At 67.8% G+C, this 14,917-nt stretch carries 16 protein-coding genes; 11 read left to right on the top strand and 5 right to left on the bottom strand.

Going from position 1 to position 14,917, the window contains the following annotated elements:
* Positions 1 to 11: 11 nt before the first annotated feature.
* The 4 genes from ACO07I_RS10040 to gpt are packed head-to-tail and all read right to left on the bottom strand — an operon-like array spanning position 12 to position 4,584.
* Complete coding sequence (locus ACO07I_RS10040; RefSeq protein WP_422016836.1) at positions 12 to 2,048, bottom strand: bifunctional aldolase/short-chain dehydrogenase; 2,037 nt, start codon at positions 2,046 to 2,048, stop codon at positions 12 to 14.
* Between the two features lie 8 nt (positions 2,049 to 2,056).
* On the bottom strand, positions 2,057 to 3,058 hold the full coding sequence (locus ACO07I_RS10035; protein ID WP_422016834.1) for a Bug family tripartite tricarboxylate transporter substrate binding protein: 1,002 nt from the start codon (positions 3,056 to 3,058) through the stop codon (positions 2,057 to 2,059).
* Positions 3,059 to 3,070: 12 nt separating this feature from the next.
* The gene (locus tag ACO07I_RS10030) at positions 3,071 to 4,084 is read right to left on the bottom strand and encodes a zinc-dependent alcohol dehydrogenase family protein (protein ID WP_422016832.1); all 1,014 of its coding nucleotides are present in this window, start codon (positions 4,082 to 4,084) and stop codon (positions 3,071 to 3,073) included.
* Complete coding sequence (gpt, locus tag ACO07I_RS10025; protein ID WP_298311752.1) at positions 4,081 to 4,584, bottom strand: xanthine phosphoribosyltransferase; 504 nt, start codon at positions 4,582 to 4,584, stop codon at positions 4,081 to 4,083. The genes ACO07I_RS10030 and gpt overlap by 4 nt, the downstream gene beginning before the upstream one ends.
* A 139-nt stretch (positions 4,585 to 4,723) precedes the next feature.
* Between gpt and ACO07I_RS10020 the strand changes: the two genes are divergently transcribed.
* The 7 genes from ACO07I_RS10020 (at position 4,724) to ACO07I_RS09990 (ending at position 11,908) form a co-directional block, all read left to right on the top strand.
* Complete coding sequence (locus ACO07I_RS10020) at positions 4,724 to 5,452, top strand: TerC family protein (RefSeq protein WP_422016829.1); 729 nt, start codon at positions 4,724 to 4,726, stop codon at positions 5,450 to 5,452.
* Positions 5,453 to 5,457: 5 nt separating this feature from the next.
* Positions 5,458 to 5,889 carry a universal stress protein gene (locus ACO07I_RS10015; RefSeq protein ID WP_422016827.1) on the top strand — a complete coding sequence of 144 codons (432 nt, stop codon included), beginning with the start codon at positions 5,458 to 5,460 and terminating at the stop codon, positions 5,887 to 5,889.
* Positions 5,890 to 5,951: 62 nt separating this feature from the next.
* Positions 5,952 to 7,127, top strand: coding sequence for a deoxyguanosinetriphosphate triphosphohydrolase (locus ACO07I_RS10010; protein WP_422018215.1), 1,176 nt, complete (start codon positions 5,952 to 5,954; stop codon positions 7,125 to 7,127).
* 137 nt (positions 7,128 to 7,264) lie between these two features.
* Positions 7,265 to 9,007 (top strand): arginine--tRNA ligase, encoded by a 1,743-nt coding sequence (gene argS / locus ACO07I_RS10005; protein WP_422016825.1) that lies wholly within the window; start codon positions 7,265 to 7,267, stop codon positions 9,005 to 9,007.
* Positions 9,008 to 9,154: 147 nt separating this feature from the next.
* Positions 9,155 to 9,925 carry an SPOR domain-containing protein gene (locus tag ACO07I_RS10000; protein ID WP_422016823.1) on the top strand — a complete coding sequence of 257 codons (771 nt, stop codon included), beginning with the start codon at positions 9,155 to 9,157 and terminating at the stop codon, positions 9,923 to 9,925.
* A gap of 24 nt (positions 9,926 to 9,949) precedes the next feature.
* Positions 9,950 to 10,981 carry a beta-N-acetylhexosaminidase gene (nagZ, locus tag ACO07I_RS09995; protein ID WP_422016821.1) on the top strand — a complete coding sequence of 344 codons (1,032 nt, stop codon included), beginning with the start codon at positions 9,950 to 9,952 and terminating at the stop codon, positions 10,979 to 10,981.
* A 54-nt stretch (positions 10,982 to 11,035) separates the two neighbouring features.
* Positions 11,036 to 11,908, top strand: coding sequence for a segregation and condensation protein A (locus ACO07I_RS09990; RefSeq protein WP_422016819.1), 873 nt, complete (start codon positions 11,036 to 11,038; stop codon positions 11,906 to 11,908).
* 14 nt (positions 11,909 to 11,922) lie between these two features.
* On the opposite strand, the gene ACO07I_RS09985 is transcribed toward ACO07I_RS09990, so the two are convergent.
* Entirely contained in the window at positions 11,923 to 12,468 is a 546-nt protein-coding gene (locus ACO07I_RS09985; protein ID WP_422016817.1) for a hypothetical protein, read from the bottom strand.
* Between ACO07I_RS09985 and scpB the strand changes: the two genes are divergently transcribed.
* From scpB to tatC, 4 genes are all read left to right on the top strand, one after another.
* A complete protein-coding gene (gene scpB / locus ACO07I_RS09980) occupies positions 12,433 to 13,089 on the top strand; it encodes an SMC-Scp complex subunit ScpB (RefSeq protein ID WP_422016815.1) in 657 nt (218 codons plus the stop codon). The two genes, ACO07I_RS09985 and scpB, sit on opposite strands and share 36 nt — an antisense overlap.
* A gap of 110 nt (positions 13,090 to 13,199) precedes the next feature.
* Positions 13,200 to 13,472 (top strand): twin-arginine translocase TatA/TatE family subunit, encoded by a 273-nt coding sequence (locus ACO07I_RS09975; protein WP_422016813.1) that lies wholly within the window; start codon positions 13,200 to 13,202, stop codon positions 13,470 to 13,472.
* A gap of 30 nt (positions 13,473 to 13,502) precedes the next feature.
* Positions 13,503 to 14,030, top strand: coding sequence for a Sec-independent protein translocase protein TatB (gene tatB, locus ACO07I_RS09970; protein WP_422016811.1), 528 nt, complete (start codon positions 13,503 to 13,505; stop codon positions 14,028 to 14,030).
* A gap of 71 nt (positions 14,031 to 14,101) precedes the next feature.
* Positions 14,102 to 14,917 carry a twin-arginine translocase subunit TatC gene (tatC, locus tag ACO07I_RS09965; protein ID WP_422016809.1) on the top strand — a complete coding sequence of 272 codons (816 nt, stop codon included), beginning with the start codon at positions 14,102 to 14,104 and terminating at the stop codon, positions 14,915 to 14,917.

Raw genomic sequence — 14,917 nt, 5'->3', positions numbered from 1 at the left:
GGTGAGGAACCCTAGCGCAGGGCGGCCGCGATATTACCACCGTCCACGGTCGTGACAGCGCCCGTCGTCTTCGCCGCCTTGGCCAGCGAAACGAAGGCCTGCGCCACGTCGTCGGCCGTCACTTCGAGGCCCAGCAGGTTGCCGCCCATATAGTCGGCCTCGCTGAGACCGCGCGCCTTGGACCGCTGGGCGATCATCTCGTCCGTCAGGAGACCCGTGCGGATGCGGTCGGCATTCACGGCGTTGGCGCGGATACCGTCGGCGCCATGGTCGAGCGCGTACTGGCGCATCAGGAACAGGGTCGCGGCCTTGGGCAGCCCATAGGGCCCGAAGTCCGGTCCCGGATTGACCGCCTGCTTGGAGGTGTTGAACAGCAGGCAGCCGCCGAGCCCCTGGGTGCGCATGATGCGAACGGCGTTCTGCGCCACGCTCTGGTGGGCCCAGAAATTGAGTTCGAAGCTTTTACGCAGCACGGCCTCGTCGACGTCGCCGATGCGGCCCTGCCAGGCCGCGCCCGCATTGGACACCACGATGTCGACGCCGCCGAAAGTCGCCGCGACCGTGTCGAACGCGGCGCGTACCGATTGCGGATCGGTGACGTCGCAGGCGACGCCGAAGCCCTTCACCTTGGAAATGTCCCGATCGAGCACCGCGACCTCCGCGCCCTCGCGCGCGAAGGCGGCCGCGGTCGCGGCCCCGATCCCCGAGGCCCCGCCGGTCACAACCACGATGCGCCGCGCCAGCGGCTTCTCGGCCGCGGCGCTGAGCTTGGCCTGCTCGAGCGACCAGTATTCGATGTCGAAGATGTCGGGCTCGGGAATGCACTCGTAGGTGCCCAGCCGCTCGGCATCGGCGATCACCGCCACCGTCGTCTCGGCGAGATCGGCCGCGATCTTGGCGTCCTTCGACGTGTTGCCGATGCCGAACAGGCCGACGCCGGGGACCAGCGCCACGCGCGGAATCGGATCGAGCTCCTTCTTCGCCGTGATCTGCTTGCCGTTGTAGCGCGAGAAATAGGCGTGATAGTCGGCCGCGAATTTCTCGAGCGCGGCTTTCGTCTCGCTCTTGAACGTATCGAGCTTGCCGGCTTCCGGAGCCGGCGCGACGAAGGCCACGTTCTTGGTGCGGATCGCATGGTCGGGAGTCACCGGACCCTGCTGGCTGTAGCGCGCGATCTCCCTGCCGTTCACATAGGCCAGGATCTCGGGCGAGCTGCGGAACTCGAAGACGAAGCGTTGGGCGGCTTCGCGGCCGCCGCTCTTCGCCGGCAGCGAGAACAGGCCGCGCAGGATCGGCGCGATCTCGGCGGCCGTCGCAGGCTTTGCCGGCAGGGTGGCGCCCGGGAAGATCTTGCGCGTGGCCTTGGCGAGACGCTGCTCGGCCATGGTCACGAGATCGATCATGCGGACATAGGCTTCTTCCGCGGTGGCGCCCATCGAGAAGATGCCGTGCTTCAGCAGGATCAGCCCCTCGACGTCAGGATTCGCGCGCGCGATTTCGGCGGTCTTTTTGGCGAGCGCAAAGCCCGGCATGACGTAGGGGACCAGCGCCGCGCGCTTGCCGTAGAGATCGGCAGCCAGCTCCGCGCCGTCGGGCTGGTCGGTCAGCGCCAGCACCGCGTTGGAATGCGTATGGTCGATGAACTTGTGCGGCAGGAAAGCGTGCAGCAGCGTCTCGACCGACGGGTTGGGCGCCTTGCTGTCGAGCAGGTTGGCGCGCTGGACGTTCACCATGTCCTCGTCGCTGAGCGCCTGCAGTCCTTCCAGTTCGCGCAGCGGCGCGAGGCGGACGGCCGGCAGGCCCGGCGCCTCGATCGTGCCCATGTCCCAGCCGCTGCCCTTGACGCAGAGCACGTCGAGCGCCTGGCCGGTGACGTCGGCCATGCGCGTCTTCACCGAGGTGTTGCCGCCGCCGTGCAGCACCAGCTTCGGCTCGCCGCCCAGCAGGCGAGTCGTGTAGACGCGCAGGGCCAGGTCCTCGCCGATGCCCTTGGCGGCGTGGCTTGCGATGGCGTGCTGGGCGTCGTCGTCGGACCAGAGGTTCTTCATGGCGCTGCCTATTCTCCCGGCTCGATCCCGGCATCCTTGGCGATCTTCACCCAGGTCGCGATCTCCTGCTCCTGGTACGGCTTGAACTGCGCCGGGTCGCGCGGCTCGACGGTGAAGCCGAGCTTGTCGATCTTCTCGACGACCTCCGGCTTCTTCAGGCTCTTCATGATCTCGCCCGACAGCCGGTCGAGCGCCGGCTGCGGCGTCGCTGCCGGCGCGAAGAAGGCGGCCCATGACGAGGCATTGGCGCCGGTCACGCCCTGCTCCTCCAGCGTCGGGACGTCGGGAAGTTGCGGGTTGCGCTTGGCGCTGCCGATGGCGATGGCGCGGATCGTACCGGCCTTGATCTGGGCCAGCACGCTGGGCAGCGTCGAGTTGGAGATGTCGATGCGGCCGCCGACCAGGTCCTGCACCAGCGGCGGGGCGCCGCGATAGGGGACCTGGGTCATCTTGATGCCGGTGCGGGCCATGAACAGTTCGGTCGACAGATGCGAGCCCGAGCCGATGCCGGTGGAGCCGTAGTTCAGCTCGCCGGGCTTGGACTTGGCCAGCGCGATCAGCTCCTGGATGTTCCTCACCGGCAGGTCGTTGCGCACCACGAAGACATGCTCGAAGGCGCCGGCGCCGGCCAGCGGCGCGAAGTCCTTCACCGCGTCGTAGCCCGGCTCCTTCAGCATGAACATGTTGTTGCCGTGCGTCTGGTTGTTGCCGAACGTGATCGTCAGTCCGTCCGGCTTGGCCTTGGCGACGGCGCGCGTGCCGATCGCCCCGGCGCCGCCCGAGATGTTCTCGACCACGACCTGCTGGCCGAGCGGCCCGGAGATGTCGGCGGCGACGATGCGCGCGATCACGTCGGTCGGGCCGCCGGCCGGATAGGCCACGACCATCTTGATGGGGCCGGACGGTTGCCAGGCCGATTGTGCGTTCTGGGCAAAGGCGGGCCCAGAGAAAACAGACTGGGCGAAGGGCGCGGCCAGCAGGCCGGCGCTGAACAGACGACGCTTGATCATGAGATCTGCTTCCTAGGCGTGTGAAATGACGATCTTGCCGAAATGCTTCTGGCTCTTGAGGTGCCGGTAGGCGGCCTGGGCCTCGGCGAACGGGAACACCTTGTCGATCACGGGCTTCAGCCCGTTCGCCTCGATGGCGCGGTTCATCGCCTCGAACATCTGCGTGCTGCCGACATAGAGGCCCTGGACCTTGAGGTTGCGGCGCAGGATCGGCATGGGATCGAGCGTCGCCATGCCCGTCAGCAGCCCGATCACCGCGATCGAGCCGCCGAGGCGCGTGGCCATGAAGGAGCGCGGCAGCGTGCCGGCGCCGCCGACCTCGACCGTGATGTCGGCGCCGCGGCCGCCGGTCAGCTTCAACGCTTCCTGGTCCCAGTCGGGCGTCGCCTTGTAGTCGATCACCGCCTCGGCCCCCATCTGCTTCAGCCGTTCGGCCTTGGCGGCGGAGCTGGACGTGCCGATGACGCGGGCGCCGAACATTTTCGCGAACTGCAGCGCGAAGATCGAGACGCCGCCGGTGCCCTGGATCTGCACCACGTCGCCCGCCTTGATGTGGCCGATCTCGACCAGGGCGTTCCACGCCGTGACGGCGGCGCAGGGGAGGGTGGCGCCTTCCTCGTAGCTGAGATGCGCTGGCAGCTTCACGACGCCTTCCTCTTCCAGCACCGCGAGCTCGGTCAGCATGCCGTCGATCGCGCCACCCATGGCGGAGGGCGTGGCGCTCTCGCTGATGGCGCCGCCGAACCAGCGCTGCATGAAGCAGCCCGCGACCCGGTCGCCGACCTTGACCCGGCTGACCCCGGGACCGACCGCGACGACCTCGCCCGCGCCGTCCGACAGCGGGATCAGGTCGGGCTTGGGCGCCGACCGCGCATACTGCGCCTCGATGGTGAGCAGATCGCGGTAGTTCAGCGACGTCGCCATCACCCGCACCAGCACCTGCCGCGGTCCCGGCGTCGGGTCCGGCCGTTCGGCCAGGGTGAGCGAGTCGATGCCCTTGGGGGCGGGGATGACGTAGCACTTCATTTGGCGTCGCCCTTCAGTTCGATGATGGTCTTGGCCATGACGGCCTCCTGGTCCCAGGGGAACAGGATCCAGGTGTCCTGGCTGACCTCGGTGACGTAGCTGTCGACCACCGGTCGCCCGGCGGGTTTCGCATAGACCGTGGCGAAATGGGCCTCGGGGAGCATGGTGCGGACCGCGCGGGCGGTGACGCCGGTGTCGACCAGATCGTCGACGATCAGCCAGCCGGCGCCCTTGTCCTGCTCGGCCGAGGTGCCCTTCAGCAGCTCGACCTTGGCCCCGCGCTCCATCCGGTCGTAGGTCGAGCAGCAGACCGTGTCGATCAGGCGAAGATTCAGTTCGCGCGCAATGATGGCGGCCGGAACGAGACCGCCGCGGGTGATCGCGACCAGGCCCTTGAAGGGGCCGAGGTCGGCCAGGCGCCAGGCCAAGGCCCGGGCGTCGCGATGCAATTCCGTCCACGAGACGGGGAACATCCTGTTGTAACCAGCACTGCCCGCCATGCGATTTCGTCCCTGGATCCTGTCCGGTTTGGCTTGCCCCTACGGGAGGGCTGCACTAACACCTTCGGCCGGAGCTTAGAAGCGCGCGCCACGGGGATACAGGGCGCGCGGGATAATATGGTACGGGGACCGCTGAAAAATGGGATTTGAGCTGACGCCCGCTTTCTGGAGCGGCCTGACCCAGATCATTCTGGTCAACATCATCCTGTCGGGCGACAACGCCCTCGTCATCGCGCTCGCCTGCCGGAATCTGGAGAAGAAGCACCAGCGGCCGGCCATCATCATCGGCAGCGGCGGCGCCATCCTGCTGCGAATCCTGTTCGTCCTGATCGTCGACTACCTGTTGTCGATCCCGTTCCTCAAGCTCTGCGGCGGCCTCCTGCTGCTGTGGATCGGCGTCAAGCTGGTCCAGGGCGAGGAAGAGGGCGAGGACGGCGTCAAGGCGGCCAGCTCGCTGGGGTCCGCCATCCGCACCATCATCATCGCCGACGCCGTGATGAGCCTCGACAATGCCATCGCCATCGCCGCCGCCGCCAAGGGCGACACGACGCTGATGGTGCTCGGCCTCATCATCTCGATCCCGCTGATCGTGTTCGGCGCCACCTTGATCATGGCCCTGCTGAACCGCTTCCCGGTGATCGTGATCGCCGGCGGCGCGCTGCTGGGATGGATCGCGGGCGAGGTGCTGGCCACCGATCCGGGCTATGCCGCCAAGCTCACCGCCCTCACGCCGCATGCCAAGACGATCCTCGAGATCGGCTGTGCGGTGCTGGTCGTGGCCGTGGGATACTTCCTGCAGCACCGCGCCAAGCAGAAACACAAGGAACACGATCCGGTGGATCTCGCGGCAACCAAGGGCAAGGAGTAGCGACCATGCACAAGATCAGTGCCATCCTCGTGGCGGTCGACGGTTCGGAGACCTCCGATCGCGCGGTCCAGCATGCGCTCGACATGATCGCCACCGGCTGCGCGGCCGAGCTGCACCTGCTGAACGTGCAGCCGAGCGTCGGCGGCGCCGTCTCTAGCTTCGTGTCGCGCGAGCAGATCGATTCGTACCACCGGGAAGAGGGCGAAAAGGCCCTCGCCTCGGCGGTGGCGCTGGCCCAGACCGCCTCGGTGACGCCCAAGACGCATGTCGGGGTCGGCCGCCAGGGCGAGATCGTTGCGGACTTCGCCCGCAAGGTGGGCGCGGGCCTGGTCGTGATGGGCACGCGCGGCCATACCGGCCTCACCGGCGTGCTGCTGGGTTCGGTGGCCCAGGACGTGATTGCCCACTCGAAGGTGCCGGTCACCCTCGTCAAGTAGCCATTTCGGCCGCGACGGCGTAGAACGCGGGCCCTGCAGGAGGACCGCGTTTGGCCGAGGAGATGTGGCGACAAGAGGCGCTGGCGCCCTATGCGACGCTGCCGTGGCAGAGCAAGGGGCGGTATCATCGCGAGGCCGAGTCGCCGAGCCGAAGCCCGTTCCAGCGCGACCGCGACCGCATCATCCATTCGACGGCGTTCCGCCGGCTGAAGCACAAGACCCAGGTCTTCGTGTTCCATGAAGGCGACCACTACCGCACGCGCCTGACCCATTCGCTGGAGGTCGCCCAGATCACGCGCACGATCTGCCGCGTGCTGCGCCTCGACGAGGATCTCGGGGAGGCGGTGGCGCTGGCCCACGATCTCGGCCACACGCCGTTCGGTCATGCCGGCGAGGAGGCGCTGCACGGCGTCATGGCGCCCTATGCCGGGTTCGACCACAACGCCCAGACCCTGCGCATCCTCACCAAGCTCGAGGACCGCTACGCCGAGTTCAACGGGCTGAACCTCACCTGGGAGACCCTCGAGGGGGCGGTCAAGCACAACGGCCCGCTGTTGAAGCCGGGGCGCACGCTCGCCGATCTGCCGGCCGCCATCGTCGACTATTGCAAGGACCACGATCTCGAATTGGACGGCCATGCCGGGCCGGAGGCGCAGGTGGCGGCGCTGAGCGACGACATCGCCTACAACAACCACGACATCGACGACGGGCTGCGGGCCGGCCTGTTCGAGGTCGCCGACCTGCTCGACCTGCCGCTGGTCGGCGAGATGTTCTCGCTGGTCACGACCAAGTATCCCGGCATCGACCAGACCCGCCTGATCCATGAGGCGGTGCGGCGCGTGATCAACGCCATGGTCGAGGATGTGGTGGCCGAGACGCGCCGCCGGCTGGCCGAAGCCGCGCCGAAGTCGGTGGCCGACATCCGTGCGCTCGGCCGGCCCGTCGTGGCGTTTTCCGAGGCGATGGCCGCGACCGAGAAGACCGTGAAGCGGTTCCTCTACACGCGCATGTACGAGCACTGGAAGCTCAACCGCTCGCATTCCAAGGCCCGCCGTGTCGTGGTCGACCTGTTCGAACTGCTGTTCGCCGAGCCCAACTGCCTGCCCTCGCCGTGGCGCGAGAAGGCCGAGCAGGCCAGCACCCACGCCCGCGCCCGCGTGGTCGCCGACTACATCGCCGGCATGACCGACCGCTTCGCCCTCGACGAGCACCGCCGCCTGTTCGACCTCTATTCCTGAGTCTGCGGACGGACCTCTCAAGGGAGCGCGCCACTCCGGTGGCGCTCAGCTCATGAGGCGCCACTGGAGTGGCGCGCTCCAATGAGGCAACTCGCCTCGCGGATGACAAAGGGCGCGGATTCGGCAATACCCGCCCCATGAATCCCTACCGTCATTTCATCGGCGAGATCGTCGCGGCCCTCCAGTCCCTGCAGGCCGCGGGCGAACTGCCCGAAAAGCTCGATTTTTCCGCCATCACGGCCGAGCCGCCGCGCGATGCCGCGCATGGCGACATCGCGACCAATGCCGCGATGGTCCTGTCCAAGGCGGCGGGCAAGAAGCCGCGCGACATCGCCGAGCCGCTGCTGGCGCGCCTCAAGGCCAATCCCGACGTGGTCGACGGAGCGGTGGCGGGACCGGGCTTCCTCAACCTCAAGATCGCCGACGGTTTCTGGCGCGCGCGTCTGGGCGACTGCCTGAAGGCCGGTGTCGCCTACGGCGATTCGACGATGGGCAAGTCCGAGAAGGTGAACGTCGAATATGTCTCGGCCAACCCGACGGGACCGCTGCACGTCGCGCATGCGCGCGGTGCGGTCGTGGGCGACGCGCTGGCCAACCTGCTGCACAAGGCGGGCTTCGACGTCACCAAGGAATACTACATCAACGACGCGGGCGCGCAGGTCGACAAGCTCGGCCATTCGACCTACCTGCGCTACCGCGAGGCGCTCGGCGAGACGATCGACTCGATTCCCGAGGGGCTCTATCCCGGCGAGTATCTGAAGGACGTGGGCGCCGCGATCGCCAAACGCGACGGGGCGCGCTGGATCGGCAAGCCCGAGGCCGATTGGCTGCCCGAGATGCGCGCCTTCGCCATTGCCACGCTGATGGCGGAGATCAAGGCCGACCTGGAGACGCTGGGCGTCCATATCGACGTCTTCTCGTCGGAACGCGCCCTGGTCGAGAGCGGCGCCGTCGACCGCGCCTTCGAGGAGCTGACCAAGCAGGGCCTCATCTACCAGGGGCGGCTGGAGCCGCCGAAGGGTCAGCTTCCGGACGATTGGGAGGATCGCGAGCAGACGCTCTTCCGCGCCACCCAGTTCGGCGACGAGGTCGACCGGCCGCTCAAGAAATCGGACGGGACCTGGACCTACTTCGCCAACGACATCGCCTATCACCACGACAAGTACCGGCGCGGCTTCGCCGACATGATCGACGTGTGGGGCGCCGACCATGGCGGCTACGTCAAGCGCATGAAGGCGGCCGTCAGCGCCATCACCGAAAAGCAGGGCGAGCTGGACGTGAAGCTCTGCCAGCTGGTGCGCGTCATGCGCAACGGCGAGCTGGTGCGCATGTCCAAGCGCGCCGGCACCTTCGTGACCCTGCGCGACCTGCTGGACGAGGTCGGTCCCGACGTGGTGCGCTTCACCATGCTCACGCGCAAGAACGACGCGCCGTTCGACTTCGATCTCGTAAAGGCCACCGAACAGTCACGCGACAACCCGGTCTGGTATGTCCAGTATGGCCATGCGCGGACCCGCTCCGTGATGCGCCAGGCGACGGCCGCGGGCATCGCGATCGACGGGCTCGACAGCGCGCCGCTCGACCGGCTGTCCGACGTCGGCGAACTCGCGCTGATCCGGATGATCGCCCAGTGGCCGCGCCAGGTCGAAGCGGCGGCGGTGGCGCACGAGCCGCACCGCATCGCCTTCTATCTGTACGACCTGGCGGCCGCCTTCCATTCCCACTGGAACCGGGGACGGGAGGAGCCGGGCCTGCGCTTCGTGATCGAGGGCGACTCCGATCTCACGCGGGCGCGACTGGCATTGGTACAGGGAATCGGTTTTGTGATAGCATCAGGATTAAAGGTCTTCGGCGTCACACCCGTCGATGAAATGAGATAAAAAATGCATGTTCGCCGGTCCCCCTCCGGCGACGGACCAACGATCTACCGGCCCAACGAGTCGGTAGCTGTGCGGCTCGATCCTCCGCCTCGGCCCGTCGCGCATGAACCCGATTCGATACCCCCGCCTCCCCGGGACTCGCTGCTCATGCGGGTCAACCGGCGCCGCGGCCAGATCCTCACGGTGATGGTCTCTGTCGCCGCCGTCGCGAGCTTCGGTTCGGTGGTCTGGTGGGCACACAACCAGGACGTCAAGGCCGGCGGCCGCGGGCTGGAACCGCTGGTCGTGCAGGCGCCGACGACGCCCTCCCGCGTCAAGCCGGAGAATGCCGGCGGACTGGTGCCGCCGAATCAGGACAAGGAAGTCTTCAACCGCATCTCGCCGGGCACCGTGCCGACGCAGCCCGAGAAGCTGCTGCCGGTCGCCGTGACACCGAAGCTGCCGCCCAATGGTCTGCCGTTGCCGGCTGCGCCGAAGGAAACCGAGACGGCGGGGACGAGGACTCCGACGCCGCTGCAACCCGCTTCGACCACCAGCGCCCCGGCCGTCACCGAGCCGAAGGTGCCCGCCAATCCGCCGAACATGCAGCCGGCGACCAACACGCCGACCACGACCGAGAGCGGTCCCAGCATCGCCAGCCTGATCGAGAACATGTCCGGTCCGACCGGCGGCTGGCGCATCCAGGTCGCCTCGGTGAAGAACGAGGACGTCGCCAAATCGACGTGGGCGCGCCTGCAGAGCGCGCACGGCGAGCAACTGTCGAGCCTGCGCATGCAGGCGGTGCGCGTCGATCTCGGCGATCGCGGCGTCTGGTACCGCGTGCAGGCCGGCCCGCTCGACGAGAAGCAGGCCCATTCCGTGTGCGCCTCGCTGAAGGCCCGCAAGGCCGACTGCGTCTCGGTCCCGCCCGCGCGCTGAGGCCGGCGGGGTGAGGTCTCTTCGATGAGCCGGCCGCGCGCGCTGATCCTGGGCTGCGCCGGGACCGAACTGTCGGCGGAGGAGCGTGCCTTCTTCCGCGACACAGATCCGCTGGGCTTCATCCTGTTCGCCCGCAACATCGACACGGTCGAGAGCACCCGCCGCCTGGTCGACGAGCTGCGCTCCTGCGTGGCGCGCGGCGAGGCGCCGGTGCTGATCGACCAGGAAGGCGGCCGGGTCGCCCGGCTGCGGCCGCCGCAGTGGCGCAAGGCGCCGCCGGCCCGGCTACTGGGCGAGCTCTATGCCCGCGATCCAGACGCCGGGCTCGAGGCGACGAAGCTCAATTCCCGGCTGCTGGCGGCCGACGTGGCCTCGGTCGGCTGCGACGTCGATTGCCTGCCCGTTCTCGACATCGCCTTCCCCGAGACCCATGCCGTGATCGGCGACCGCGCCTATGCCGACCGGCCCGAACCGGTCGCGGCGCTGGGCCGGGCCGCGGCGGAGGGGCTGATGGCCGAGGGCGTGATGCCGGTCATCAAGCACATTCCCGGGCATGGCCGGGCCACGGTCGACAGCCACGAGGCGCTGCCGACGGTCACGGCCCCGCGCGCCGAGCTGGAGCGCACCGACTTCGTGCCCTTCAAGCTGCTGTCCGACCTGCCGTGGGCAATGACGGGGCATCTCTTGTTCGAGGCGATCGATCCCAGGGACTGCATTACGGTTTCTGCGGGTGCCGTGCAGGACGTGATCCGTGCCCATATCGGGTTCGACGGGCTGCTGCTGTCGGACGATCTCTCGATGCAGGCACTGGGCGGGTCGCTCGGCGACCGGGCGGCGCGGGCGCTGGCCGCCGGCTGCGACATCGCCCTCCACTGCAACGGTCGGATGGCCGAAATGGTCGAGATCGCGGGCCGGACCGGTCCGATGACCGAGCGCGCCCATCGGCGTTTCCAGGACGGGCGCAACTTCCTTGCCCGTCATCGCGACCCCGCCGGTGCCCGCGGGCTCGCCGAGGCGGCCCGGCGGGTCGCCGAACTCCTGCCGGAATGGGGATAAGGCAGGGCCAAATCATGTGGCGGTAGGCTCTTCCGCTCACTAAACCGGGACTGCATGACCGAACCCGCCAGCCCGCCCCCCGAGGAGGCGCCCGTCGCCGATGGTGCCTCTGCACCGGCTGACGCGACTGCGGCCCCGGGCGCCGCTGCCGACGCCTTCGGCGCGACCGGACCCGACGTCATCGCGCCGGGCGAGGGCGAGCTGATCGTCAATCTCGAAGGGTTCGAAGGCCCGCTCGACCTGCTGCTGAGCCTGGCCCGCGACCAGAAGGTCGACCTGCGCAAGATCTCGATGGTGGCGCTGGTCGATCAGTACCTGGTCCACATCCACCAGGCGCGCCGCATGCGGCTGGAGCTGGCCGCCGACTATCTCGTGATGGCGGCATGGCTGGCCTATCTGAAGTCGCGCCTGTTGCTGCCGGAACCGCCCGCCGGCGAAGAGCCGTCGGGCCAGGAAATGGCCGACGCGCTGCAGTGGCAGCTGCGCCGCCTCGAGGCGATGCAGGAGGCCGGAGCGCGCCTGATGGCACGCCCGCAGCTCGGCCGGGACATCTTCTCGCGCGGCCAGCCCGAAGGCATCGTCGTCGTGCGCCGCGCCGTTTGGGACGTGAAGCTCTACGACCTGCTGAGCGCCTACGGCTCGCAGGTCAGGCCGAAGGACGCCGACACCTACCAGATCAAGCCGATGGAGTTCTTCTCGGTCGAGGAGGCGGCGGAGCGTCTCGGCCGCATGCTGGGCATCGCCATCGACTGGCAGTCGCTCGAAGCCTTCCTGCCGGCCGGCCTGACCGATCCCGCGCGCCGCCGCTCGGCGATCGCCGCGACCTTCGTCGCCGGCCTCCAGCTTGCCAAGGACGGCCAGATCGAGCTGCGCCAGACCGAGCGCTTCGGCCCCATTCATTTGCGTAAACGTACTGACCAGCAGTGACGGTCCCGGACATGTCAGACATCGAAAACGCCACGCCCCCGGTCGAGGATCTCGACAAGCCCGCGCTCGTTCCCGAGGAGGCCGCCGCCAAGGACGAGGCTGGCAAGGACGACGACGAAAAGAAAGAGGATGACGACGTCGAGGACGGCGGTTCGGACGATGCCGATGATGATGATGATTCGGACGACGACGACGACGACGATGACGATGACGATGACGATGACGATGACGACGACGGATCGGCTGACGACACGCCGGACGGCGACGAAGTCGATGAAGAAGACGAGGACGACGACGACGACGAGGAGGAGGACGACGAGGCTGAGGAGGTCGAGGAGTCCGACGTCGACGATCGTGACGAGGAGGACGGCGACGACGACAAGCCTGCGAAAGCTCCTGCGGTAGAGGAGAGTTCCGCGCCGGACGCGCCCGTCGAGAATGGCCTGGTCGAGACCGTGGCCGCTGAGGCCGTCGCAGAGGCGGCCGTGTCCATGGCGGCAGCCGCTGCCGCGCCGGCCGGCGAGGTGACCGACGTCGTCTCGCCCGATCATGCCCAGCATCTGCGGCTGCTCGAGGCGTTGATCTTCGCCGGCACCCAGGCGCTCGGCGAGAAGGAGCTGGTGGAGCGGCTGCCCAACGATGCCGACGTGAAGCGCCTGCTGGCCGATCTCGCGGAACTCTATGCCGGCCGCGGCGTGAACCTCGTGCAGGTGGCGGGCGGGTTTGCCTTCCGCACGGCGCCCGATCTCTCCGAGAAGCTCAAGATCGAGAAGCCGGTGACGCGCAAACTGTCGCGGGCCTCGGTCGAGACGCTGGCCATCATCGCCTACCACCAGCCGGTGACGCGCGCCGAGATCGAGCAGGTCCGCGGCGTGGGCCTGAGCAAGGGCACGCTCGACCTGCTGTTCGAGCAGAACTGGATCAAGCCGATGGGCCGCCGCCGGGCACCGGGCAAGCCGGTGACCTGGGGCACGACGGACTTTTTCCTCGAGCATTTCGGCCTGCCGAGCCTCGACGATCTGCCGGGCCATGAGGAATTGAAGGCCGCCGGGCTCTTGGATGCCCGCTCCCAGCCCCCCATATTCAGGCCGGACGAGCCCGATCTGCCGCTCGAGCCGACGGAGGACGAGGCCGACGAGCCTCTTGCCGTCGAGGAAGGTCCCGCGGAACCCGGGCGCTGACGCCCCAGAACCACCTTATTCGACAGGTTGCCGGGGCTTCGGAACGGGTGCCATAATCGGCACAAGTAAATCGACACGCCGATTGCAATAGATCTTGGGAGCATTGTGAAATGGGAAGCTTCAGCATTTGGCACTGGCTGATCGTGCTGGCCGTGGTGCTGCTGCTGTTCGGCGGTCGCGGCAAGGTCTCGCAGCTCATGGGCGACTTCGGCAAGGGCCTCTCGGCCTTCAAGAAGGGCGTCGGGGGCTCGCAGGAAGAGACACCGCCGCAGGCTCAGCCGGGTACGCAGCCGGGCGACAGCGCCAAGCCGATCTCGGCTCAGGCGACGACCACCCCGCCGGGCGGGACGGTCCACCACCAGGACAGCGCCGCCAAGATCTGAGTCGCGGGCGACATGAGGGCCTGACCGGCCATGTTCGGTATCGATAGTCCTGAGTTGATGGTCATTGCGGTCGTGGCGCTCGTCGTCATCGGCCCCAAGGAACTGCCGGGTTTGTTGCGCAGCTGGGGCAAGTGGATGGCCCAGATGCGCGGCATGGCCTCGGAATTCCGCGGCCATGTCGACGAGATGGTGCGCCAGGCCGACCTCGATGACGTCAAGAAGCAGCTGACCGCCTCACCCGGCCTCGACCTGCAGGCGCTCGACCCGACCCGGGAGATCAAGAGCGCGCTACAGGAAGGCATGGCCGAGGGCGAGAAGGCCATGGCCGAGGCCAAGGCTCAGTTCGACAATCCCCTGGCCGAGCCGGAATCGGCCCCGCAGATCGCGGCCGAGCCCCAGCCCGCGCTCGAAGGCGCGGAGGCGACGCCCGTCGCGTCGCCGGACACGACGCCAGCCCCGGTGGCGGTGCCGCTGGTTGCCGAAACGACCCTATCCGAAGCTCCGGTGCCGGTCGTTTCAGCTGAAGAGAAGCCGGCCAAAGCCGTTGCGGCCGGCTGAGCGCCAACTTGCGCTTTGAATTGCGCCCCAAAGGGCGGCATAACGCGGCTCCCAACGCTGCGATGTAATTCGTGACCCAGGCATACGACGGACCCGAAGACGACAAGCCGATGCCGCTGCTCGATCACCTGGTCGAGCTGCGCAAGCGCCTGATCTATGCGCTCGTGTGCTTCTTCGCAGTCTTCTTCGTCACGTTCTATTTCGCCAAGCCGATCTTTTCGTTCCTGATCCAGCCGGCGCTGGCCGACGGTTACAAGGTCATCGTCCTCGACATCTTCGAGTTCTTCTTCGTCACGGTGAAGCTGTCGGCGTTCGTGGCGCTGATCGTGGGCTTCCCGCTGATCGCGGTGCAGATCTGGCTGTTCGTCGCACCGGGACTCTATCGTCACGAGAAGCGCGCCTTCGTGCCGTTCCTCGTCGCCACGCCGTTCATGTTCTATGCCGGCTGCGCGCTGATGTACTATGTCGTGCTGCCGTACGTGATCAACTTCATGCTGACGCAGTACGCGCCGCCGGACATCGAGAAGACGCTGAGATCGTCGGATTATCTCGAACGAATCCTCCAGCTCGTCTTCGCCTTCGGTTTCGCCTTCGAGGTCCCGGTCCTGCTGACCCTCCTGATCCAGGTCGGCATCGCCACAACCGAGGGGCTGAAGTCCAAGCGCCGCTATGCCGTCGTCGTGGCCTTCGTGATCGCCGCCGTGCTGGCGCCGCCCGACGTGGTGAGCCAGATCGCGCTCGCGATCCCGCTGATGGCCTTCTACGAGATCAGCATCCTGATCGGCGGCGTGATCGAGCGGAAGCGCGCGGCCGCGGAGAAGGCGGCCGAAGAGGCCGAGGCGAAGGCCGAGGAAGCCGAAAAGTCCGACCAGGCGACTGGCAGCTAG

The sequence above is a fragment of the Reyranella sp. genome (genome assembly GCF_965227665.1).
Taxonomy (GTDB): domain Bacteria; phylum Pseudomonadota; class Alphaproteobacteria; order Reyranellales; family Reyranellaceae; genus Reyranella.
This window is presented reverse-complemented; position numbering and strand designations above follow the sequence as displayed.

Coding starts and splice junctions, on each gene's coding strand:
- ACO07I_RS10040 (WP_422016836.1), bottom strand. CDS start 2,048: ATGAAGAACCTCTGGTCCGACGACGACGCCCAGCACGCCATCGCAAGC.
- ACO07I_RS09975 (WP_422016813.1), top strand. CDS start 13,200: ATGGGAAGCTTCAGCATTTGGCACTGGCTGATCGTGCTGGCCGTGGTG.
- gpt (WP_298311752.1), bottom strand. CDS start 4,584: ATGGCGGGCAGTGCTGGTTACAACAGGATGTTCCCCGTCTCGTGGACG.
- ACO07I_RS10010 (WP_422018215.1), top strand. CDS start 5,952: ATGTGGCGACAAGAGGCGCTGGCGCCCTATGCGACGCTGCCGTGGCAG.
- ACO07I_RS09990 (WP_422016819.1), top strand. CDS start 11,036: ATGACCGAACCCGCCAGCCCGCCCCCCGAGGAGGCGCCCGTCGCCGAT.
- ACO07I_RS10015 (WP_422016827.1), top strand. CDS start 5,458: ATGCACAAGATCAGTGCCATCCTCGTGGCGGTCGACGGTTCGGAGACC.
- ACO07I_RS10035 (WP_422016834.1), bottom strand. CDS start 3,058: ATGATCAAGCGTCGTCTGTTCAGCGCCGGCCTGCTGGCCGCGCCCTTC.
- ACO07I_RS10030 (WP_422016832.1), bottom strand. CDS start 4,084: ATGAAGTGCTACGTCATCCCCGCCCCCAAGGGCATCGACTCGCTCACC.
- tatB (WP_422016811.1), top strand. CDS start 13,503: ATGTTCGGTATCGATAGTCCTGAGTTGATGGTCATTGCGGTCGTGGCG.
- ACO07I_RS10000 (WP_422016823.1), top strand. CDS start 9,155: ATGCGGGTCAACCGGCGCCGCGGCCAGATCCTCACGGTGATGGTCTCT.
- nagZ (WP_422016821.1), top strand. CDS start 9,950: ATGAGCCGGCCGCGCGCGCTGATCCTGGGCTGCGCCGGGACCGAACTG.
- ACO07I_RS09985 (WP_422016817.1), bottom strand. CDS start 12,468: ATGCTGGGCATGATCGGGCGAGACGACGTCGGTCACCTCGCCGGCCGG.
- argS (WP_422016825.1), top strand. CDS start 7,265: ATGAATCCCTACCGTCATTTCATCGGCGAGATCGTCGCGGCCCTCCAG.
- ACO07I_RS10020 (WP_422016829.1), top strand. CDS start 4,724: ATGGGATTTGAGCTGACGCCCGCTTTCTGGAGCGGCCTGACCCAGATC.